17 protein-coding genes are annotated in these 21,334 nt (G+C 67.0%); 8 read left to right on the top strand and 9 right to left on the bottom strand.

The genetic code is table 11. The features are described from left to right. Positions 1-35 precede the first annotated feature (35 nt). The 3 genes from B2J86_RS00470 to B2J86_RS00460 all read left to right on the top strand — a co-directional run bounded on the left by B2J86_RS00470 (position 36) and on the right by B2J86_RS00460 (position 5,732). The gene (locus B2J86_RS00470) at positions 36-566 is read left to right on the top strand and encodes a methylated-DNA--[protein]-cysteine S-methyltransferase (RefSeq protein WP_169169880.1); all 531 of its coding nucleotides are present in this window, start codon (positions 36-38) and stop codon (positions 564-566) included. Then, positions 563-1,489, top strand: a complete 927-nt coding sequence (locus B2J86_RS00465; protein WP_173024449.1) for a DMT family transporter — start codon at positions 563-565, stop codon at positions 1,487-1,489. Before B2J86_RS00470 ends, B2J86_RS00465 begins: the two co-directional genes overlap by 4 nt. A 406-nt stretch (positions 1,490-1,895) precedes the next feature. Next, positions 1,896-5,732, top strand: coding sequence for an EAL domain-containing protein (locus B2J86_RS00460; RefSeq protein ID WP_173024448.1), 3,837 nt, complete (start codon positions 1,896-1,898; stop codon positions 5,730-5,732). 76 nt (positions 5,733-5,808) lie between these two features. Here the strand turns inward: B2J86_RS00460 and B2J86_RS00455 are convergent, their stop codons facing one another. After that, on the bottom strand, positions 5,809-7,704 hold the full coding sequence (locus tag B2J86_RS00455) for a propionate--CoA ligase (RefSeq protein WP_173024447.1): 1,896 nt from the start codon (positions 7,702-7,704) through the stop codon (positions 5,809-5,811). 205 nt (positions 7,705-7,909) lie between these two features. On the opposite strand from B2J86_RS00455, the gene chrA reads away from it, so the two are divergent. Continuing rightward, positions 7,910-9,274, top strand: coding sequence for a chromate efflux transporter (chrA, locus tag B2J86_RS00450; RefSeq protein WP_173024446.1), 1,365 nt, complete (start codon positions 7,910-7,912; stop codon positions 9,272-9,274). A 64-nt stretch (positions 9,275-9,338) separates the two neighbouring features. Here chrA and B2J86_RS00445 read toward each other — a convergent pair whose 3' ends face one another. Further along, positions 9,339-9,944, bottom strand: a complete 606-nt coding sequence (locus B2J86_RS00445; protein WP_169169875.1) for an isochorismatase family protein — start codon at positions 9,942-9,944, stop codon at positions 9,339-9,341. Positions 9,945-10,103: 159 nt separating this feature from the next. Here B2J86_RS00445 and B2J86_RS00440 point away from each other — a divergent pair, with 159 nt between their 5' ends. After that, on the top strand, positions 10,104-10,655 hold the full coding sequence (locus tag B2J86_RS00440) for a C40 family peptidase (RefSeq protein ID WP_173024445.1): 552 nt from the start codon (positions 10,104-10,106) through the stop codon (positions 10,653-10,655). A gap of 50 nt (positions 10,656-10,705) precedes the next feature. Here the strand turns inward: B2J86_RS00440 and B2J86_RS00435 are convergent, their stop codons facing one another. Continuing rightward, a complete protein-coding gene (locus tag B2J86_RS00435) occupies positions 10,706-11,074 on the bottom strand; it encodes a hypothetical protein (RefSeq protein ID WP_173024444.1) in 369 nt (122 codons plus the stop codon). A gap of 259 nt (positions 11,075-11,333) precedes the next feature. Between B2J86_RS00435 and B2J86_RS00430 the strand changes: the two genes are divergently transcribed. Together B2J86_RS00430 and B2J86_RS00425 are read left to right on the top strand one after the other, a co-directional pair. Then, positions 11,334-11,585, top strand: coding sequence for a GlsB/YeaQ/YmgE family stress response membrane protein (locus B2J86_RS00430; protein WP_169633072.1), 252 nt, complete (start codon positions 11,334-11,336; stop codon positions 11,583-11,585). A gap of 20 nt (positions 11,586-11,605) precedes the next feature. After that, complete coding sequence (locus B2J86_RS00425; RefSeq protein WP_173024443.1) at positions 11,606-12,103, top strand: hypothetical protein; 498 nt, start codon at positions 11,606-11,608, stop codon at positions 12,101-12,103. 56 nt (positions 12,104-12,159) lie between these two features. On the opposite strand, the gene B2J86_RS00420 is transcribed toward B2J86_RS00425, so the two are convergent. Then, positions 12,160-12,933, bottom strand: coding sequence for a DUF4114 domain-containing protein (locus B2J86_RS00420; RefSeq protein ID WP_173024589.1), 774 nt, complete (start codon positions 12,931-12,933; stop codon positions 12,160-12,162). Positions 12,934-13,164: 231 nt separating this feature from the next. Continuing rightward, the gene (locus B2J86_RS00415) at positions 13,165-14,121 is read right to left on the bottom strand and encodes a class I SAM-dependent methyltransferase (RefSeq protein ID WP_173024442.1); all 957 of its coding nucleotides are present in this window, start codon (positions 14,119-14,121) and stop codon (positions 13,165-13,167) included. A gap of 162 nt (positions 14,122-14,283) precedes the next feature. Here B2J86_RS00415 and B2J86_RS00410 point away from each other — a divergent pair, with 162 nt between their 5' ends. After that, a complete protein-coding gene (locus B2J86_RS00410) occupies positions 14,284-14,535 on the top strand; it encodes a GlsB/YeaQ/YmgE family stress response membrane protein (RefSeq protein ID WP_169170234.1) in 252 nt (83 codons plus the stop codon). 45 nt (positions 14,536-14,580) lie between these two features. On the opposite strand, the gene B2J86_RS00405 is transcribed toward B2J86_RS00410, so the two are convergent. From B2J86_RS00405 to aceE, 4 genes are read right to left on the bottom strand one after another with little or no spacing between them, the layout of a single operon-like run. After that, complete coding sequence (locus B2J86_RS00405; protein ID WP_173024441.1) at positions 14,581-14,802, bottom strand: DUF3079 domain-containing protein; 222 nt, start codon at positions 14,800-14,802, stop codon at positions 14,581-14,583. A gap of 30 nt (positions 14,803-14,832) precedes the next feature. Next, positions 14,833-16,710, bottom strand: coding sequence for a dihydrolipoyl dehydrogenase (gene lpdA / locus B2J86_RS00400; protein WP_169633069.1), 1,878 nt, complete (start codon positions 16,708-16,710; stop codon positions 14,833-14,835). 12 nt (positions 16,711-16,722) lie between these two features. Beyond that, positions 16,723-18,417, bottom strand: a complete 1,695-nt coding sequence (gene aceF, locus B2J86_RS00395) for a dihydrolipoyllysine-residue acetyltransferase (protein ID WP_173024440.1) — start codon at positions 18,415-18,417, stop codon at positions 16,723-16,725. 19 nt (positions 18,418-18,436) lie between these two features. Then, the gene (gene aceE / locus B2J86_RS00390) at positions 18,437-21,172 is read right to left on the bottom strand and encodes a pyruvate dehydrogenase (acetyl-transferring), homodimeric type (RefSeq protein ID WP_169633067.1); all 2,736 of its coding nucleotides are present in this window, start codon (positions 21,170-21,172) and stop codon (positions 18,437-18,439) included. Between the last annotated feature and the right edge of the window lie 162 nt (positions 21,173-21,334).

The raw sequence follows: 21,334 nt of genomic DNA, 5'->3' as shown, positions 1-21,334 counted from the left end.
GCCAGAGCACGATTTGTCATTTAATCGAGACCACCATGCAATTCCATCCATCCACCGTGCAGACGCGCACACCCTCGCCGCTGGGCGACATCCGCCTGGCTGCCTCGCCGCTGGGCCTGGTCGGCCTGTGGTTTGACGGCCAGCGCCACCTTCCCGCCCAGCTCGACGGCCCGCAGGCCTGGCCGCAGGATGACCAGCACCCGGTGCTGCAGGCGGCGGTGCAGCAAATCCACGCCTACTTGCGCGGCGAGCGCACGCAGTTCGACCTGCCGCTCGACATCGCCGGCGGCACGCCGTTCCAGCAAACGGTGTGGCGCGCGCTGCTCGGCATTGCGCGCGGCCAGACCCTCAGCTACGCCGCGCTGGGCGCGCAGATCGGTTGCCCCACGGCCGTGCGCGCCGTGGGCACGGCCGTGGGACGCAACCCGCTGAGCGTGGTCGTGCCCTGCCACCGCGTGCTGGGCAAGGACGGCAGCCTGACCGGCTACGCCGGGGGTCTGGAGCGCAAGAGCGCCCTGCTGCGGCTCGAAGGCGCTCTCCTTTCGGCCCCCGAGGTGCCAGCATGAACGTGCCGGCCACCAAGCCGGCGTCGGCCTGGCTGGGCGAGTTCGTCTTGCTCTCGTCTCTGTGGGGCGCGTCCTTTCTGTTCATGCGCCTGGGTGCGGCGGAGTTCGGCGCGCTGCCCACGGCCGGCCTGCGCGTGGCCCTGGCCACGGTGTTCCTGTGGCCCATCCTGGTGCACCAGGGCCAATGGCCGGCGTTGCGCGCGCACTGGAAGGCCATCCTGCTGGCCGGGCTGATCAACTCGGCGATTCCGTTCGCGCTGTTTGCCTGGGCCGTGTTGCACATTACCACCGGGCTCACCTCCATCCTGAACGCCACGGTGCCGCTGTTCGGCGCGCTCGTGGCCTGGGTGTGGCTGGGCGACCGCATCAACCGCCTGCGCTGGCTGGGCCTGGCCCTGGGTTTCCTCGGCGTGGCCCTGCTGGCCTGGCGCGCTCCCGGGGGCGCGGGCTTCAAGTCGGACAGCGCGCTGTGGGCCATGGCGGCCTGCCTGCTGGCGGCGGCCTGCTACGCCGTGGCAGCGAGCTACGCCCGGCGCTACCTCACCGGCATTCCCCCGCTGGCCACGGCCACCGGCAGCCAGCTCGGCGCCGCGCTGGGCCTGGCGCTGCCCACGCTGTGGCTCTGGCCCGCCACGACGCCGGGACTCCGCGCCTGGGGCGCGATCGTGGCGATCGCCGTGCTGTGCACCGGCATTGCCTACATCCTGTACTTTCGCCTGATCGCCAACGCCGGCCCCAGCCGCGCGCTGGCCGTGACCTTCCTGGCGCCGGTGTTCGCAGTGTTCTATGGCGCGGTCTTCCTGGGCGAGACCATTACGCCCTGGATGCTGGGCTGTGGCCTGGTGATCGTCTGCGGAACCATGTTGTCAACCGGACTTATCAGGACACGCGCCGTGGCGAAGCCGGTGCTGGAACGGCCTTAAGAACGTGTTTACGGTTTATCCAAGGCCGCACAAACGCCTTTTCGGGAGGGGATGCAAGGCGCAGTGCGCAGTCCATCGCCCGGCTAAGGGCAAGTGCTGCAACGCCGCAGACCCGAAAAGGCATTTGCCCTGCGGGTTGGGGCGCAATCAGGCGATTTCTTTGGCCCGCTGCTGGCATGGGTATGGGCCCATGCGGCGCAACGTGCCTGCGAACTCATCCCGATTGCGCCCCAACGCGGCCTCGGATAAACCGTAAACACGTTCTACACTCGCCCGATGGTTTTTACGCCGTTTACCATTTTTCTCCGCAGGCCGCGCGCCTGCGGTTTTTTGCTTTTGGACCACCCCACCATCCCCCCTGCACCCGGCAGCAACGCCTTTCGGGACACCGGCCGGAGCGCTGTCCGTGGCGCTTAGCGTTGCCCTGGCCATCGGGCTGCTGGCGCTGTTGGCACTGGCGCTCAGCGCGCTGCCCGTCCCTGCGCTGCTGCACGCGTCCGTGCGCACCCGCCTGGCCATCGGCCTGACGACGGGGCTGGTCACCACCGCCAACATGGTGCTGCCCGCGCTGCACGGCGTGATGGGCCCGGTGACTGCGCCTCCGGTGGGCTCCGCCATCGCCATGCTGGTGTTCGGTCCGGTGGCGGGCCTGGCGAGCGCGGCCACGGTGCTGCTGTTCCACTGCGCGCTGTACCCCGCTACTTGGACGACAGGCTTTGCGATCCTGGCGACCACCGCACTGGTGGCCTTCGGGTCGCACCGGTTGCGCGCGCGCCACGGCCCCCTGCTGGCCCTGGGGGCGCTGGCTGCCGCGCTGCCCCTGGCGTTGCAGGCCGGCATCGAGATCGGCGCTGGCACCACGACCATGGCCGGCGCGCTGTCCTGGCTCGAGGGCGTACCCTGGCGCTTTGCCGCTGCCGTGCTGGTGCTGGGCGGCGGCGTGGAACTCGTGCTCAGCCGCGCCCAGACGGTGCAGGCACTGCAGCGTGCGCACCACGCGCTGCAGCGCAGCGAACAGGAGACGCTGCTCACTCTCGAAGCCGCCCGCGGCGGCCGCTGGGAATGGAACGTCGAAGCGCAGACGCTCACCTGCCACGGCCGCTTTTATGACGCGTTCGACGTGCACCGCGGCGGCGCCAGCGGCCAGGCCGCGCGCTGGGATGCGCTGCGCCACCCCGAGGATGCCGGGCGCATGGCCGGTGACCTGCAGCGCAGCCGGGCGGGACTGGAAGACGCTTTCAGTGCGGAATTCCGTTTGCGCGACACCCACGGCCGCTGGCGTTGGCTGGTCTCGCGCGGCGCCGTCGCCGAGCGCGATGCGCAAGGCCGCGCCCTGCGGCTCATCGGCATGGCCATCGACGTGACGGACTACCGCGACCTCGAGAGCGCGCTGCACACCTCGCAGGCCAAGTACACGGCCGTGTACGAGACCATGCCCGACGCGGCCGGCATCATGCGCGTTGCCGACGGCCATTACCTGGAAGTCAACCCCGCGTTCTGCCAGCTGCTCGGCCACCCGCGCGAGCAGGTGGTGGGCCGCACCGCACAGCAGCTGGGCATCTGGGCCACCGAGCAAGAGGGCCCGAAGCTGCTGCAGGCGCTGCAGCGCGATGGCAAGGTCGAGCGCCTGCCCCTGGTCGCGCAACGCCGCGGCGTGCGCATTCCGGGCCTCATGTCGGCGCAGTCGGTGCACCTCAACGACGAGGACTGCGTGGCGTTCGCGTTTCGCGACATGACCGAGGAAACCCGCATCCACGACACCCTGCTGTCGCGCAACAGCCTGCTGCAGCAGGCCGGGCGCCTGGCGCGGCTGGGCGCCTGGGACGACGTGCGCGGCCAGGGCATCGCCTACTGGTCGGACGTCTGCTACGACATCCACGGCCTGCCCTCGGGCGCCCCCCTGCCGCGCGACTACATCGCCGAGTACGTGGCGCCGGCCTGGCGCGACGCCCTGCGCGACACGGTCCGCGCCAGCATCCGGCAGAGCTCCGACTGGAGCATGGAAATCGAGATCGTGCGCGCCGACGGCCGCCCGGTCTGGGTGCGCTTGCGCGGCGAGCCCGTGGTCGAAGCCGGCCGCGTGGTGCGCATCCGCGGCGTGATCCTGGATATCGACGAATCCAAGCGTGCCGAACAGCTCCTGCGCCAGTCCGAGGAGCGCTTTGTGCGCATCTTCCAGCTGCTGCCCTACCCCATGGGCCTGACCCGGCGCGGCGACGGCCGCTACGTCGATGTCAATGCCGCATGGGAGCAGGCCCTGGGCTACACCCGCGCCGAAGCCATCGGCCAGTCGGCCATCTCGCTGGGCATCTACACGCCCGAGGGGCGCTCGGCCCTGATCGATGCGGTGCAGGCGAACGGCCGGCTCGAGAGCTACGAAGCAGTCATGACCCTGCGCAGCGGCGAGCAGCGCACGGTGTTGCAGTCGATGCGCGCCACAGAATTCGATGGCGAGCCCTGCTGGCTGTTCGCGCTGCACGACATCACGGAACGCAAGCGCAGCGAAGAGCAGGTGCGCGAGCGCGAGGAACTGCTCTCGCTCACCATCTCGGCGGCCTCGCTGGGCCTGTGGGACTGGAACCTGCAGACCGGCCTGGTCACGGGCGACAGCCGTTGGCGTGCCATGCGCGGCATGAAAGCGGACAGCGAAGCCGGCACACCGCCGGTGTCATGGACTGCCGCAATGGGCTCCTCCGACATCCAGAAAATCACCGCCGAACTGGCGCGGCACACGGCCCACCCGGCCACGCCGTTCGATGCCACCGTGCACATCACGCACCCGCGCGAGGGCGGGCGCTGGGTGCGTGCCCTGGGCAAGATCGTGAACACGGACGCCGCGGGCCAGCCGCTGCGCATGGTGGGCGTGGGCATTGACGTGACCTCGCAGCGCGAACAGGAGGAGCGGCTCCAAAGGCTGGCCCACTACGACGCGCTGACCGGTCTGCCCAACCGCGTGCTGCTGGCGCGCCGCCTCGAAGAGGCCATGGTCCACGCGCGCAGCCGCGGCACGCTGCTGGGTGTGGCCTACCTGGACCTGGACAGCTTCAAGCCCGTGAACGACCGCTTTGGCCACGAGGCCGGCGACCGCCTGCTGGTCGTGGCCGCCGCGCGCCTGACGCGTGCGCTGCGCTCGCTCGACTGCGTCGCGCGCCTGGGCGGCGACGAATTCGTCATCCTTCTGCCCGATCTGGCCGACGGGGCCGCCTGCGAGCGCGCGCTGCGCACCGTCATGCAGAGCATTGCCGCGCCCTACACGCTGGACACCGAGCGCGTCACCGTCACCGCAAGCATCGGCTACACCCTCTACCCGCAGGACGACGCCGATGCCGACGCCCTGCTGCGCCACGCCGACCACGCCATGTACGCGGCCAAGCAGGCCGGGCGCAACCGCTACCACCAGTTCGACGCCGCCCATGAGCGCGCCACGCAGCAGGTGCAGGAGCAGCTGGTGCAGCTGCGCGCGGCCCTGGCCGACGGCGAGTTCACGCTGTTCCTGCAGCCCAAGGTGGACATGCGACTGGGCACGGTGGTGGGGGCGGAGGCGCTGGCGCGCTGGCAACACCCCGAGCGCGGCCTGCTCTCGCCGGCGGCCTTCCTGCCGCTGCTGCACGACTCCGAACTGGAATTCGCCTTCGGCGCCTGGGTGGTGGACGCTGCACTGGCCCTGATCCGAGCCCTGGGCCAGGCCGGCCTGCAGCTTCCGGTGAGCATCAACATCGCGGCGCCCCACCTGCAGCAGAGCGGCTTTGCCGACTGGATGGCACAGCAGCTCGACCGCCATCCCGGGGTGCCGGCCCGGCTGCTCGAGATAGAGATCACCGAGACCGCCGCGCTCTACCACATCGACTCCGTGGCCACCACGCTGCGGGCGCTGCGCGAACTGGGCATCCTCACCTCGCTGGACGACTTCGGCACGGGCTACTCGTCCCTGACCTACCTGCGCCGCCTGCCGCTGAGCATGCTCAAGATCGACCAGAGTTTTGTGCACGGCATGGTGGGCGACGCCGGCGACCTGGCCATCGTGCAGGGCGTGGTGGGCCTGGCGCGCTCGTTTGGCTACCGCGTCATTGCCGAAGGGGTCGAGACCGTCGGCCAGGGCCAGATGCTGCTGGACATGGGCTGCCCGCTGGCGCAGGGCTATGCCGTCGCCCGTCCGATGCCGCTGGCCGACTTCATCGCCTGGGCCGCGCAGTGGCAGTCACCGCCCGAATGGCAGTACCACGGCCTGCCAGAAAAAGCATAAAAAGGCCGCTAACGCCTATCCAGCAAGCGTTAGCAGCTATTGATTTTGAATTTTCGCGCCCGACGGGCGCACTTCCTCAGTCGCCGATCAGCTCGCGCACCTGCTGCAGCGCGGCCGGGTCTTCCATGGTGGTCAGGTCGCCCGGGTCGCGGCGCTCGGCCACGGCCTGCAGGGCGCGGCGCAGCAGCTTGCCGCTGCGCGTCTTGGGCAGGGTGTTCAAGAAATGCACGCGCGCCGGCCGTGCCACGGCGCCCAGTTGCGCATCCACCCGCTGCATCACCTCGCCCTCCAGCTTCAGGCGCGCGGCCGGGTCCTGCAGGCCCGAGGCATCGCGCGGCACGGCGAACGCCATCGCCACCTGGCCCTTGAGGCTGTCGGCCACGCCCACCACGGCCACCTCGGCAATGTTGGGGTGGGACGAGATCGACTCCTCGATCTCGCGCGTGCCCAGGCGGTGGCCGGCCACATTGATCACGTCGTCGGTGCGGCCGAGGATGAAGTAATAGCCATCGGCGTCGCGGATGCCCCAGTCGAAGGTGCTGTAGACCATGCGGCCGGGAATGCTCTTCCAGTAGGTGCTGACAAAGCGCGCGTCGTCGCGCCACACGGTCTGCATGCAGCCCGGCGGCAGCGGCCCCTCGATGGCGACCACGCCTTTCTGGTCGGCGCCCGTCAGTTCCTCGCCGCTCACCTCGTCGATCAGTTTGACGTTGTAGCCGTACATGGCCTTGCCGGGGCTGCCAAAGCGCGCGGTCTGCGGCTCGACGCCGTTGGCCAGCGTGAGGATGGGCCAGCCGGTTTCGGTCTGCCAGTAGTTGTCGATGATGGGCACGCCTAAAGCGTCGCTGATCCACTGCGCCGTGGGCTCGTCGAGCGGCTCGCCGGCCAGCCACAGGGCCTTGAGGCTGCTGACGTCGTGCTTCTTGAGCCAGGACGGGTCCTGTTTTTTCAGCACGCGCACCGCCGTGGGCGCCGAGAACATGTGCGTGACCTGGTATTTCTCGACGATACTCCACCACACGCCCGCGTCGGGCCGCGTCGGCAGCCCCTCGTACAGGACGGTGGCCATGCCGGCGAGCAGCGGGCCGTAGATGATGTAGCTGTGCCCGACGACCCAGCCGATGTCGCTGGTGGCAAAGAACACATCGCCCGCCTTCGCATCAAAGATGTGCTTCATGCTGGCCGCCAGCGCCACAGCGTAGCCGCCAGTGTCGCGCTGCACGCCCTTGGGCTTGCCCGTGGTGCCACTGGTGTAGAGCGTGTAGCTCGGGTGCGCGGACTCGACCCATTCGCAGGGCACGGCGGCGTCCAGGTGGCGCGCGCGCAGCGCCGCCCAGTCGTGGTCGCGGCCGGCGCGCATGGCCATGGGCGCGAGCCCCCGATCGACCATGAGTACGGCGGTGGGCTTGTAGCGCGACAGCGCGATCGCCTCGTCCAGCAAGGGCTTGTAGGGCACGACCTTGCCGCCGCGCGAGCCGGCATCGGCACTGACCACCGCCATGGGTTCGGCATCCTCGATGCGCGATGCCAGCGCGCCCGCGGCAAAGCCCCCGAACACTACCGAATGGAGCGCGCCGATGCGCACGCAGGCCAGCATGGCAAAGGCGGCCTCGGCGACCATGGGCATGTAGATGAGCACCCGGTCGCCCTTTTTCACGCCCAGGGCCTGCAGCGCCGCGGCCATGCGCTGCACCTCGGCGTGCAGCTCGGCAAAGCTGTAGCTGCGCTCGGTGTTCGTTTCGGTGGAAATGGCGATCAGCGCTGCCTGGTCGGCGCGCGTGGTTAGATGCCGGTCCACCGCGTTGTGGCACAGGTTGGTGGTGCCGCCCACGAACCAGCGCGCAAACGGGGGCCGGCTGTAGTCGCACACCTGCTCGGCCGGCGTGCGCCACTCGATCAACGCCGCCTGCTCGGCCCAGAAGGCATCGCGCTCGTCGATGGAGCGGCGGTAAAAGTCGGCGAATTTGCGCATGGGTGCTCCTTGGGGCCGGTGTCTGTGCCTGCTGGCAGGCGGATTATGAATTCATAATTATTCAGCACGGCCTTGCGGCAAACTGACGCAGCGACCACCGGCGGAACCGGTGGGCCGCGTGCAGGCCGACGACAATGGGGCCTGCCGGGCTGCGGCCTTCGCCCACACGCCGCGGCCCCTCCTTCTTCGCTGCTTGTACCGCTCCATGACGCCCCTCGCCACCCGCCACGCCCAGCCCCCACCCACCGCACCCGTGCCTTTTGCGCAAGCGCTGCTGTTCTGGTTCAAGCTCGGCTTCATCAGCTTTGGCGGGCCGGCGGGGCAGATTGCCATCATGCACGCCGAACTCGTGGAACGGCGCCGCTGGATCAGCGAACGGCGCTTCCTGCATGCGCTCAACTACTGCATGCTGCTGCCCGGCCCCGAGGCCCAGCAACTGGCCACCTACATCGGCTGGCTGATGCACCGCACCTGGGGCGGCATCGTGGCCGGGGCGCTGTTCGTGCTGCCGTCGCTGTTCATCCTGATCGCGCTGTCGTGGGTGTATGTGCGCTTTGGCGACGTGCCCGTCGTGTCCGGCATCTTCTATGGCATCAAGCCCGCCGTGACGGCCCTCGTGCTGCATGCGGCGCACCGCATCGGCACGCGCGCGCTCCAAAACGGCTGGATGTGGGGCATCGCGGCCGCATCGTTTGTGGCCATCTTTGTGCTGCATGCGCCGTTTCCCGCCATCGTGCTGGCCGCAGGGCTCATCGGCTTCTTCGGGGCGCGGCGCTGGCCCGCCGTCTTCGCGCTGGGGGGTGGTCCGCAGGGGGGCCAGGCAGGCTATGGTCCGGCCCTGATCGACGACGACACGCCCACGCCGGCGCACGCCCGCTTCTCGCGCCGCCATCTGGCCCGCGTGCTCGGGGCAGGCTTGGCGCTGTGGCTCGCGGCCATGGCGCTGCTGCTGGCCACGCAGGGCTGGGAGGGCGCGCTCACGCAGATGGGCTGGTTTTTCACCAAGGCGGCGCTGCTCACGTTTGGCGGCGCCTATGCCGTGCTGCCCTACCTCTACCAGGGCGCGGTCGAGCACTACCACTGGCTCAGCGGGCCGCAAATGATCGATGGCCTGGCGCTGGGCGAGACGACGCCCGGTCCGCTCATCATGGTCGTGGCCTTCGTGGGCTTTGTGGGCGGCTGGCTGCAGCAGGTGTGGGGAGCAGACGCACTGTTTGCGGGCGCCGCGGCGGCGGCGACGGTGGTGACGTTCTTCACCTTCCTGCCGTCCTTCGTCTTCATCCTGGCCGGTGGCCCGGCCGTGGAGGCCACCCACGGCAAACTCGGGTTCACGGCCCCGTTGAGCGCCATCACGGCCGCCGTGGTCGGCGTGATCCTGAACCTGGCGCTGTTCTTTGCCTACCACCTGCTCTGGCCGCGCGGCTGGGACGGGCCGTTCGATGCCCTGTCGGCGCTGATTGCGCTGGGGGCGGCGTGGGCGCTGTTTCGCTGGCGCATCGGCGTGCTGCCGCTGCTGGCGACCTGCGGCGCCGCAGGGCTGGCAGCGCGGTCACTGCTGGCCCTTTTTTAGCTCTTCATTCGATAGCATCCAGCGCTTGATGCACAAGCGCCAGAGCCCTAAAACAGGCTGATCTTCACTTGATCAGCCCCAGCACGTCCTTGAACGCGGGGTGCTCGCAGCTGCCCAGCCATTCGAACGCCACCATCTCGGTCGTCACCAGCTCGACGCCGGCTCCCGCGAGGCGGTCGAATGCGGCATCGCGGCTGCGCTCGGTGCGCGAGCTGCAGGCATCGGTCACGACCCACACCTCAAACTCGTCCTCGATCAGGTCGAGCGCGGTCTGCAGCAGGCACACATGCGCCTCGCAACCGGCGATGACGATGGCACCGCGCTCGGTAGCGAGCGGAGCGGCGGGTTTTTGCAGGTGTTTGGGCAGGCTGCGGGCGTTGCCGCCCTGGGGTTTGGCCGGCGGGCGCAGCCATTCGCCCAGGCCTTCTTCGGCGGCGCTGAAATGCATCTTGGACAGGGTCTTGTGGCACAGGGCGCGCAACTGCGCATCGTTCGGGCCCAGGCGCGAGGGGTTTTGCTCGGTGCCCCAGACCGGCACATCGAGCATGCGGGCGATCTCGGCCAGGCGGCGGGCATTGGCCAGCACGGCCGGGCCTTCGAAGATCGCCGGCATCAGGCGCTCCTGGTAGTCCACCAGGACGAGTTGGGATTCGGTGGCGTCAAGCAGCATGGCAAAACTTTCGGTGTCGGGAAACAAAATCTGGCTGCCATTGTCGCAGCGCCTAGCGCATCCAACCTGGCAAAACGGGGCAGCACCCTGCCCTCAAGCGCCCCAGGCACCGCTGTCGGAACCCGGACCGGCGCCGTGGGCGTGGTACCCTTGCGCCCCATGTCCAGATGGTTATGCATTCTTTTGCTCGCAGGGGCAACCGCCGCCCATGCCGCCCCGCCCCACGCAACGGGCGATGAGCGCGACAGCCAGATCGCCGAAAAGACCCTCCTGACCCAGCTCGACGCCGTGCGCCACAACGTCGTAGACCGCACCTCGGACCTGGTCGTCACCGCCATGGGCTTTCTGGGAGTGCCCTACCGCCGCGGCGGCAACAGCGCCGAAACGGGTTTCGATTGCAGCGGCTTCGTGCGCGCGATCTACGGGCAGACCGTCGGCTTGATATTGCCGCGCCGCGCCGACCAGCAGGCAGCGGCCACCGAATCGATTGACAAGAAGGAACTGCAGCCCGGCGACCTGGTGTTCTTCAATACCATGCGCCGCGCCTTCAGCCACGTGGGAATTTACGTCGGCGACGGCAAGTTCATCCACTCGCCACGCAGTGGCGCACAGGTGCGCGTGGAAGACATGCGCACCAGCTACTGGCAGCGCCGCTTCGATGGCGCACGCCGCGTCACCACGGCCGAACTGCAGACCCAACCCCTGGATTGACTCCAGCGGGGGAAACACCAAGGGCGCGATGGCCCGCCGACCAGTGGAACTTAAGGACCGATCACCGTGGTCGTCTCGGTCGCCTGCACGGGCTGGCCGACTTCATTGACCGGGCGCGCCTGCGGGTTGCGCAGCATTTCCTGGGCCTGTGCCATGTCCTGCTTGTAGTTGGCGCGGGCATCTGCCTCGCAACTCTTGCGCTGGGCGGTCGGCTCGCCACGGCACTCTTGCAGCGCGACCTTCAGCCCGCCGCCGGCTTCCCGGATGGCAGACTGGTAGCGCTGCTGCGGCGTCGTGTCAGGCCGCTCACCGCGCATCAGCTCTGCCGTGTTGTCTTGCGCCAGCGCGGTGGTCGAAATGCCCCATGCCCCGCCAAGTGCGGAGGCAGCCACCAAGGCCATCCAGTGTTTCTTCTTCATTATCATCGTCACTCCCGTGTTGCTGGCGCCGGCAGTGTGCCTGCGCTGTGGCCCGTGGGCTTGGTGTTCCTTGCCTCTAAGCCAGAAACACACCATAGCAAGGGCCGCATCGGCGCGTTGCAGGACGGCGGCACACCCCCCTGTGGGACGGAACGCACAGCGGCGCAACATCCCTGGACAGGAACAGAGGCGCTGCTGTCCGACAGACCCGGGGGGTTGTGCGGCTTAGAGTCAGTCCTCGTTTCCCCCCCGATTGCCCATGCTCTCCCTGCTCACGTCCATCGTCATTGGTTGCGCCACCGGGCTGCTGGCATGGACGGCGAGCCGCACCAGATCCCAGTGGGGCTGGCCCGCGGCCGCGCTCGTGGGCGTGATCGGTGCCTTGCTGGCCGGCTACCTCGGTGTAGCGGTCGACTGGTACCGTCCCGGAACCCTGGGGGGCTCGGTCGCATCGCTGCTGGGCGCAATGGCGCTGCTGGCCGTTTACCGGTTTCTGCAGCGCAAGCTCTGACTGCTCACACGGTGTCGCTCATGGGCCGCTCTACTGCCAATCCAGCCGCCGACGGCGCCGTGCAAGCCGCCGTGCAGCGCGCCCACCGCCTGCTGCACCGCCGCGCGCTGATGGCCGCCGTCGCCAGCACCGTGCCGGTGCCCGGCCTGGACTGGGCCGTGGACGCAGCGCTGCTGTCGCGCCTGCTGCCACGCATCAACGCTGAATTCGGCCTGTCGCCGCAGCAGCTCGACCAGCTCGATCCGCACAAGCGCGAGCAAGTGCAAAAAGCGGTGGCCATGGTCGGCTCGGTGCTGATTGGCAAGTTTGTGACCAAAGACCTGGTGCTCAAGGCCACCCAAGCGCTGGGCATGCGCATGACCGGCAGGCAGTTGGCCAAATACGTGCCCCTGGCCGGCCAGGCTGTGTCTGCGGCGTTGGGCTACGCGACGCTGCGCTACCTGGGCGAGCAGCACATCCAGGATTGTGTGCGGGTGGTGCAAGCGGCACAGCTGGCCCTGCCCGCCCCCGCCCGTTGACAAAAGAAAAAGGGTGGCCAAAGCCACCCTTGCGCACTAGCCACGGTGCCCCGAGGTCAACCCGCGTTCTTTGGCTTGCGGCGTGACGCACCTGCCAGGCCTGCGAGGGCCAGGCCCAACAACGCCAGAGAACCGGGCTCAGGTACCTGGATCGATTCGATTTTCACCACCATGTCCTGGAAGTCGTTGTCGGTGCCATCTTCAAACGCGAAGACCCAGTTGGTGGAAGCGCCGCCTTGGAAGGCCAGAACACGGGTGGCGCCGTCGCTGTTCAGACTGTCAATGGAATAGGCGATCCTTCCATCCCCGGTCTGAAAATAAAACCCAAAGCTGGACGGGTTGATCAGTGCGTTGGTGAAGACGCCGCAATTGATCTGCGTTCCGCACGCGCTCTGGGCGGAAATGCCGCCGCCGATGTACATCACACCATTGTCGATACCGATGCCCGCGGTGCTCATTTGGGACGTGGACGCACCCCCGACCGCACCGCCAAAGAACAGATCGACGCGATAGATATTGGACGAGTCGGTGCCAAACCACATGCCAAACTTTTGGCTCGCAGCGCCGCTGGTTTGCTCCATGACCAGCGTGGGGATGGTGGTGGCGACACCGGTGGCAGACCCCCACATGCCGGCGCTGCTTTGGTGGTTGGCCGCGCTCACGGCACCCGCACCAAACACACTGTCCAACACCGTCTGGAGCGGCTGCTCGCCTGGAGACGAGCCATTGATAGCCACCGGGCGCACATTGGTATTCACGATCGGCGCCGCGTGGATAGCTGCCGAAACAAGCGCTCCTGCAATGGCGGCTGCAAGGGGTCTGAATTTCATGGTCTGTCTCCCTGTAAGTAGATGCTGAAATTTCTGGATTCAACTTACATAGGCAAACACCGTGCCACACCATAAAATCAACCACTTACGCGAATAGCGTGGGAACTTTGTAAGAAATCTCGACGCTTTTACCCGCCAAAACTCACACCGCTTACCGCACCCCGCGCACTGGAAACAGATGCAGCAAAATCCAACATCCCTGCCGAGCAGCCCAATCGCTGTCTCCGCCCGTCAAAGGGGCGCTTGGTAAACCAGCACCTTCAAAGCCTTTTGTGGCGAGACGTCCGCAAACACCGCCGGATTCGGCACCCGTTCCAACAGCGCCAGTTCCGGCACCAATTCCTGCATCTGGTCCTGCAGAAAATCCACGCCCAGTTCAGGCGCATTCAGGCACAGCAGCGCATGGCCGCCCGGCGCCAGCAGGTCGGGAAGCCGGCGCATCAGGCGGGCGTAGTCCTTGGTGGCAACAAAGCTGCCCTTCTGGTAGCTGGGCGGATCGACAATGACCAGGCCATACGGCCCGCCGCGGGTGATCTTGCCCCAGGTGCTGAAGATGTCGTGCGCGAGGAAGCTGGCACGGCCCGTCAGGCCATTGAGCTGGTGGTTCTGCTGGCCGATGGCAATGGCGCCGCGGCCCATGTCTACGTTGACCACGTGTTTCGCGCCCGCCTGCAGCGCCACCACCGAGAACGCGCAGGTGTAGGCAAACAGGTTGAGCACCTTGAGGCCGTAACGGCCGCCGCTGCGTGCGGCGGCATATTCGCGCACCCAGCGGCGGCCCTCGGCCATGTCGAGAAAGAGGCCGTGGTTCTGGCCCTTGAGCACATGCACGCGGAATTGCGCGCCCTGCTCGGTGACCACGTGCGGGTCGGGCACGCTGCCGGCCATCAGCCGCGTTTCGGTCAAGCCCTGCGTGCGCAGCTGCCCGTTGCGGCACTGGAACACCCAGTTGAGCGGTTGCCCTGGCGCCACTTCCTGCCACCGCGCGGCCAGCGCCGCGCCGACCGTGGAGAGCTCGCGTTCAGTCGACTCGTGCGCGGGCGCAAAACTGGTGAGCACGAAGACGGGCGGAAAGGCGTCGAGCACCCACTGCTCACAACCGGGGTACAGGCCGCCGCGGCCGTGGAAAATTCGGCACGCGTCGGTCGGCAGGGGCATCTGGGCGATGGCGGTGAGCAAGGCTTGCATAGGGCGAGAAGTTTTGGCGAGAGCCGTTCAAGGATGATTTTTCGGCCTCATGGAGGCCCAGGCGCTGCCGTTCTGAATGTGCTGCGTCTGCCGCGCAATTAATGCCACACCGTTTGCCGGGAATCTCTGTACGATCGTTATTTTTACTGAGGAAGGCATCCCATGCTGTCCATCATTGGAACCATTGTTGTGGGCCTCATCGTCGGACTGATTGCGCGCGCCGTGAAACCGGGCGACGACAAGCTGGGCTGGATCATGACCATCGTGCTCGGCATTGCGGGTTCGCTCGTGGCCGGTTATGCGGGCACTGCGATGGGCTGGTATGCACCGGGCACCCCGGCGGGCTGGATTGCCTCGGTCCTCGGTGCGATCGTGCTGCTGGTGATCTACGGCTTCATCAAGAAAAAGGCTTAAGCCAGGCGCTTGGCTGGCCCGCGCTGCGCACACCGGGTGCGTGCATCAAGAGGCGGACGGATCGGTGGCCGTCGGGCCACCACCGGCCGCTTCTTCGGGGGCCTCTGCGCCCCACTGCGCCCAGTCTTCGCCAAACAGTTCCACAGGGTGCGGCGTGCGGTCCGAGCCGTTGCCGCAGCGCATGTCCTTGGCCAGACAATAAAGATCGCACCCCCAGCACACGCGCTCGGGATGCGCGGGTGCATTGGGGAACTTCTTTGCCGCCATGGCCGGCTTTCAGTAAAAAAAAGGCGCTGCCTATTTCCGCGCCGGCGGCACGTCAGTGCAGCTGCCGTGCGCAATCTCGGCCGCCATGCCAATGCTCTCGCCGAGCGTCGGGTGCGGATGGATCGTTTTGCCGATGTCCACCGCATCGGCGCCCATCTCGATCGCCAGGGCAATCTCGCCAATCATGTCGCCCGCGTGCGTGCCGACCATGCCGCCGCCGAGGATCTTGCCGTGTCCATGGGCCTCGTCGCTGTCGTCGAACAGCAGCTTGGTGAAGCCTTCGTCGCGGCCATTGGCGATCGCGCGGCCCGAGGCCGTCCAGGGGAACAGGCCCTTCTTGACTTTGATGCCCTGCGCCTTGGCCTGGTCCTCGGTCAAGCCGACCCAGGCGACCTCGGGGTCGGTGTAGGCGACGCTGGGGATCACGCGGGCGTTGAAGGCGGCCGCGGCCAACTCCTTGTTGCCCTGCAGCTCGCCGGCGATCACTTCGGCCGCGACGTGCGCCTCGTGCACCGCCTTGTGCGCCAGCATGGGCTGGCCCACGATGTCGCCGATGGCGAAGATGTGCGCCACGTTGGTGCGCATCTGGATGTCGACCTCGATGAAGCCCCGGTCGGTGACGGCCACCCCCGCCTTGTCGGCGGCGATCTTCTTGCCGTTGGGCGTGCGGCCCACGGCCTGCAGCACCAGGTCGTAGACCTGCGGCGCGGGGGCGGTGCCGCCCGGCTCGGCGCTTTCAAACGCCACCTCGATACCTTCGGGCAGCGCGCGCGCGCCCACCGTCTTGGTCTTGAGCATGATGTTGTCGAAGCGCGGCGCGTTCATCTTCTGCCAGACCTTGACGAGGTCACGGTCGGCGCCCTGCATCAGGCCGTCGAGCATCTCGACCACATCGAGGCGCGCGCCCAGCGTGGAGTACACCGTGCCCATTTCGAGGCCGATGATGCCGCCGCCCAGGATCAGCATGCGCTTGGGGACTTCGGTGAGTTCCAGCGCGCCGGTCGAATCGACCACGCGCGGATCGTCGGGCATGAAGGGCAGGCGCACGGCCTGGCTGCCCGCGGCAATGATGGCTTTCTTGAAGGCGATCACCTTCGTGGTGCCGGTCTTGTCCTGGCCCGTGCCGGTGGTCTCTTCGACCTCGACGTGGTGCGCGCCGACGAAGGCGCCGTAGCCGCGCACGGTCGTGACCTTGCGCATCTTGGCCATGGCCGTCAGGCCGCCAGTGAGCTTGCCAATCACCTTTTCCTTGTGGCCGCGCAGCTTGTCGATGTCGAGGCTGGGCGCGCCGAAGCTCACGCCTAGGTCGGCCATGTGGCTCACCTCGTCCATGACGGAGGCCACGTGCAGCAGCGCCTTCGAGGGAATGCAGCCCACGTTCAGGCACACGCCACCCAGCGTGGCATAGCGCTCGACGAGGACGACCTTCAGGCCCAGGTCGGCCGCGCGGAAGGCGGCGCTGTAGCCACCGGGGCCGGCGCCGAGCACGAGCACGTCGCATTCGAGGTCGGCCGTGCCGGCAAACTCGGCCGCTCCTGGAATAGGAGCAGCTGGCGCTGGCGAAACCTTGGTTTCAGCCGGATTTGATACTGAAACGCTGGATGGACCTGCGCCGGCAGCTACAGATGCAGGAGCAGGAGCAGCCACCGGCGCGGGCGCTGCGGCATCGGCCGCCGCCTCGAGCGTCAGCAGCACGCTGCCTTCGGCGATCTTGTCGCCGAGCTGCACCTGGACCGTCTGCACCACACCGGCGTGGCTGGAGGGAATTTCCATCGAGGCCTTGTCCGACTCCACCGTGACCAGGCTCTGGTCCACGGCCACGGTGTCGCCGGGCTTGACCATCAGTTCAATGACCGTGACCTCGGCAAAGTCGCCAATGTTCGGAACCTTGATTTCAATGCTTGCCATCGTGCGGCTCCTTTACAGCAGGATGCGGCGGTAGTCCGCCAGCACCTGACCGAGGTAGGCGTTGAAGCGCGCGGCCGAGGCCCCGTCGATCACGCGGTGGTCGTAGGACAGCGACAGCGGCAGCACGAGGCGCGGGACAAACTTTTCCTTGTCCTCGTTCCACAGAGGCTTCATGGCGCCGCGCGAGAGGCCCAGGATGGCGACTTCGGGGGCGTTGATGATGGGCGTGAAATGCGTGCCGCCAATGCCGCCGAGCGAGGAGATCGACATGCAGCCGCCCTGCATGTCGGCCGCGCCGAGCTTGCCCTCGCGCGCCTTCTTGGCCAGTTCCGACATTTCCTGGCTGATCTGCAGGATGCCCTTCCGGTCGGCGTCCTTGAGCACCGGCACGACCAGCCCGTTGGGCGTGTCGGCGGCAAAGCCGATGTTGAAGTACTGCTTGTAAACCAGCGCGTCGCCGTCGAGGCTGGCATTGAAGTCGGGGAACTTCTTGAGCGCCGCCACCACGGCCTTGATGACGAAGGCCAGCATGGTGACCTTGGTGCCGCTCTTCTCGTTTTCCTTGTTGGTGGAGACGCGGAAGGCTTCGAGCTCGGTGATGTCGGCCTCGTCGTTGTTCGTGACGTGGGGGATCATCACCCAGTTGCGGTGCAGGTTGGCGCCGCTGATCTTCTTGATGCGCGAGAGCTCCTTGCGCTCGATGGCGCCGAACTTGGCAAAGTCCACCTTGGGCCAGGGCAGCAGGTCCAGGCCTGCGTCGCCACCGCTGGCGGCAGCGGCCTTGGGTGCGACTGCGGCCTGGGCCTGGGTCTGCACGCTGCCGACCATGACGGACTGGGTGAAGGCCTGCACGTCGGTTTCGGTGATGCGGCCCTTGGGGCCACTGCCCTGCACTTCGGCCAGCGGCACGCCGAGTTCACGGGCAAACTTGCGCACCGAGGGCGATGCGTGTGGCAGCGCGCCCGTGGGTGCCACGGTGGGGTTGTGTGCCGGCACGGCGGCCTGCGGAGCCGAAGGCGTGGCAGCGGACTGGGGCGCTGCGGCCGGGGCCGCAGCAGGCGCTATGGCAGCAGCCACGGCCGCCGGAACCGGCGCAGCGGCGGGTGCCGCGGCAGCGCCCACGCCTTCGATCTGGCCGACCATATCGCCGATGTTGACCTTGTCGCCCACTTTGATGCTGAGCGCCGTGAGCACGCCCGCGGCCGGCGATGGGATTTCCATCGAGGCCTTGTCGGACTCCACGGTGAACAGCGATTGCTCCAGGGCCACGGTGTCGCCGACCTTGACGAGCATCTCGATCACGGTGACATCCTTGAAATCACCGATGTCGGGGATGCGCAGATCCACCGTGCTCGCGGCGGCCGGCGTTGCCGGAGCAGGCGCTGCAGCGGGCGCAGGCGAAGGTGCCGCCACGGCGGGTGCCGCAACCGGTGCAGCCGCTGCGGGCGCCGGTGCGGGCGCTGCCGCGTCGGCGGTTTCCAGCACCACGATGACCGAGCCCTGCTTGATCTTGTCGCCCAGGGCCACGCGCAGCTCCTTGACCACGCCCGCGTGGCTGGACGGAATCTCCATCGAGGCCTTGTCGGACTCCACAGTGACCAGCGACTGCTCTGCCTTGATCGTGTCGCCCGGCTGGACCAGCACTTCGATCACGGCCACTTCGTCAAAGTCGCCGATGTCGGGAACTTGAATATCTACCATTGCCATAGTTGTCTCCCGTTCGTCTTCAGGCGTGCAGCGGGTTGATCTTGTCGGTGGCGATACCGTACTTGGCAATCGCTTCGGCCACCTTGGTCACCGGCACCTGGCCCCCATCGGCCAGTGCGCGCAGTGCCGCCAGCACAATGTAATGGCGGTCGATCTCAAAGTGCTCGCGCAGCTTGCGGCGGAAGTCCGAGCGGCCAAAGCCGTCCGTGCCCAGCACCTTGTAGTGGCGGCCCTTGGGCATGTAGGGGCGGATCTGCTCTGCATAGGCCTTCATGTAGTCGGTCGATGCGACCACGGGGCCGGTGCTCTTGGCGAGCTGCTCGGTCACGAACGGCACGCGCGGGGCTTCCAGCGGGTGCAGCAGGTTCCAGCGCTCCACCTCCTGGCCGTCGCGGGTCAGTTCGTTGAACGACGGGCAGCTCCACACATCGGCGGCAATGCCCCAGTCCTTTTCGAGCAGTTCTTGCGCGAAGAATGACTCGCGCAGGATGGTGCCCGAGCCGAGCAGCTGCACGCGCAGGCCGCTTTGCGGCACCTTCTGGCCAGGCTTGCACAGGTACATGCCCTTGATGATCTGCTCTTCCGTGCCGGCTTCGAGGCCCGGCATCGGGTAGTTCTCGTTGAGCAGCGTGATGTAGTAGAAGACGTTTTCCTGCTCCTGCACCATGCGGCGCATGCCGTCGTGCATGATCACCGCCACTTCGTGGGCGAAGGTCGGGTCGTAGGTCACGCAGTTGGGGATGGTGTTGGCCAGGATGTGGCTGTGGCCGTCTTCGTGCTGCAGCCCTTCGCCATTGAGCGTGGTGCGGCCCGAGGTGCCGCCGAGCAGGAAGCCGCGCGCCTGCATGTCGCCCGCCGCCCAGGCCAGGTCGCCGACGCGCTGGAAGCCGAACATCGAGTAGTACACGTAGAACGGGATCATGATCCGGTTGCTCGTGCTGTAGCTCGTGGCCGCCGCGATCCAGCTGCTCATGCCGCCGGCTTCGTTGATGCCTTCCTGCAGGATCTGGCCGGCCTTGTCCTCGCGGTAGTACATGACCTGGTCTTTGTCGACCGGGGTGTACTGCTGGCCCGCAGGGTTGTAGATGCCGATCTGGCGGAACAAGCCTTCCATGCCAAAGGTGCGCGCTTCGTCGACCAGGATCGGTACGACACGCGGACCCAGTTCCTTGTCGCGCAGTAGTTGCGTGAGAAAGCGCACATAGGCCTGCGTGGTCGAGATCTCGCGGCCCTCGGGGGTCGGGTCGAGGATGGCCTTGAAAGTGTCGAGCGGCGGCACATTGAACTGCTCGTCGGCCTTGGTGCGGCGGTGCGGCAGGTAGCCACCCAGGGCCTGGCGGCGCTCATGCAGATAGCGCATCTCGGGCGTGTCGTCGGCCGGCTTGTAGAACGGCAGGTCGGCGATCTGGCTGTCGGGGATCGGGATGTTGAAGCGGTCGCGGAAAGCCTTGATATCCTCGTCGCCCAGCTTCTTGGTCTGGTGCACGGTGTTCTTGCCTTCACCGATCTTGCCCATGCCAAAGCCCTTGACGGTCTTGACCAGCAGCACGGTGGGCTGGCCCTTGGTCTCGTTGGCAGCGTGGAAGGCGGCATAGACCTTCTGCGCATCGTGGCCACCGCGGCGCAGGTTCCAGATCTCGTCGTCGCTCATGTGCTCGACCATCTTCAACGTGCGCGGATCGCGGCCGAAGAAGTTCTTGCGGACGTAGGCGCCGTCGTTGGCCTTGAACGCCTGGTAGTCGCCGTCGTTGCACTCCATCATGATCTTGCGCAGCGCACCGTCCTTGTCCTTGGCGAGCAGATCGTCCCAGCGGCTGCCCCAGATCAGCTTGATCACGTTCCAGCCCGAGCCGCGGAATTCGCCTTCGAGCTCCTGGATGATCTTGCCGTTGCCGCGCACCGGGCCGTCCAGGCGCTGCAGGTTGCAGTTGATGACGAAGATCAGGTTGTCGAGCTTCTCGCGCGAAGCCAGGCTGATCGCGCCCAGCGATTCGACCTCGTCCATCTCGCCGTCGCCGCAGAACACCCAGACCTTGCGGTTCTCGGTGTTGGCAATGCCGCGCGCGTGCAGGTACTTGAGGAAGCGCGCCTGGTAGATGGCCATCAGCGGGCCGAGGCCCATGGACACCGTCGGAAACTGCCAGAACTCGGGCATGAGCTTGGGGTGCGGGTAGCTCGACAGGCCCTTGCCATCGACCTCCTGGCGGAAGTTGTTCAGCTGCTCTTCGGTGAGGCGCCCTTCCATGTAGGCGCGGGCATAGATGCCGGGCGAGACGTGGCCCTGGATGTAGAGACAGTCACCGCCGTGCTCTTTGCCAGGTTCGTTGCTCTCGGCGTGCCAGAAATGGTTGAAGCCGGCCGCGAACATGTTGGCCAGCGAGGCGAAGGAGCCGATGTGGCCGCCCAGGTCGCCGCCTTCGGGCGGGTGGATGCGGTTGGCCCTGACCACCATCGCCATGGCGTTCCAGCGCATATAGGCGCGCAGGCGCCCTTCGAGCTCCAGGTTGCCAGGGCAGCGCGCTTCCTGGTCTTTTTCGATGGTGTTCACATAGCCCGTGTTGGCAGAGAACGGCATGTCGATGCTGCTTTGGCGCGCGTGCTCGAGCAGCTGTTCGAGCAGGAAATGGGCGCGTTCTGCGCCTTCCTTGTCGATCACGGCGGACAGCGCATCCATCCACTCTCGGGTCTCTTGCTGGTCGGCGTCGGGGGCTGGCAATGCGCCGCTGCCGGCGCGAGGATCGGGCTGTGCTGACATGGTTTGTCTCCTGGAGATATAGACCGCAATTTAGTGCGTGCCGCCAAGTTTCTCATATTTTTTTCTTATTTCAAATTATGCTTTTAGATTTCATAATACGATAAATTGCTGCAAACGCACATTTTCCGCACCATCGCGGTGCACCCTGCGCTCCCCTACACT

Origin of the sequence: Acidovorax sp. SRB_14 (assembly GCF_012932145.1) — a bacterium.
Classification (GTDB): Bacteria; Pseudomonadota; Gammaproteobacteria; order Burkholderiales; family Burkholderiaceae_C; genus Simplicispira.
This window is presented reverse-complemented; position numbering and strand designations above follow the sequence as displayed.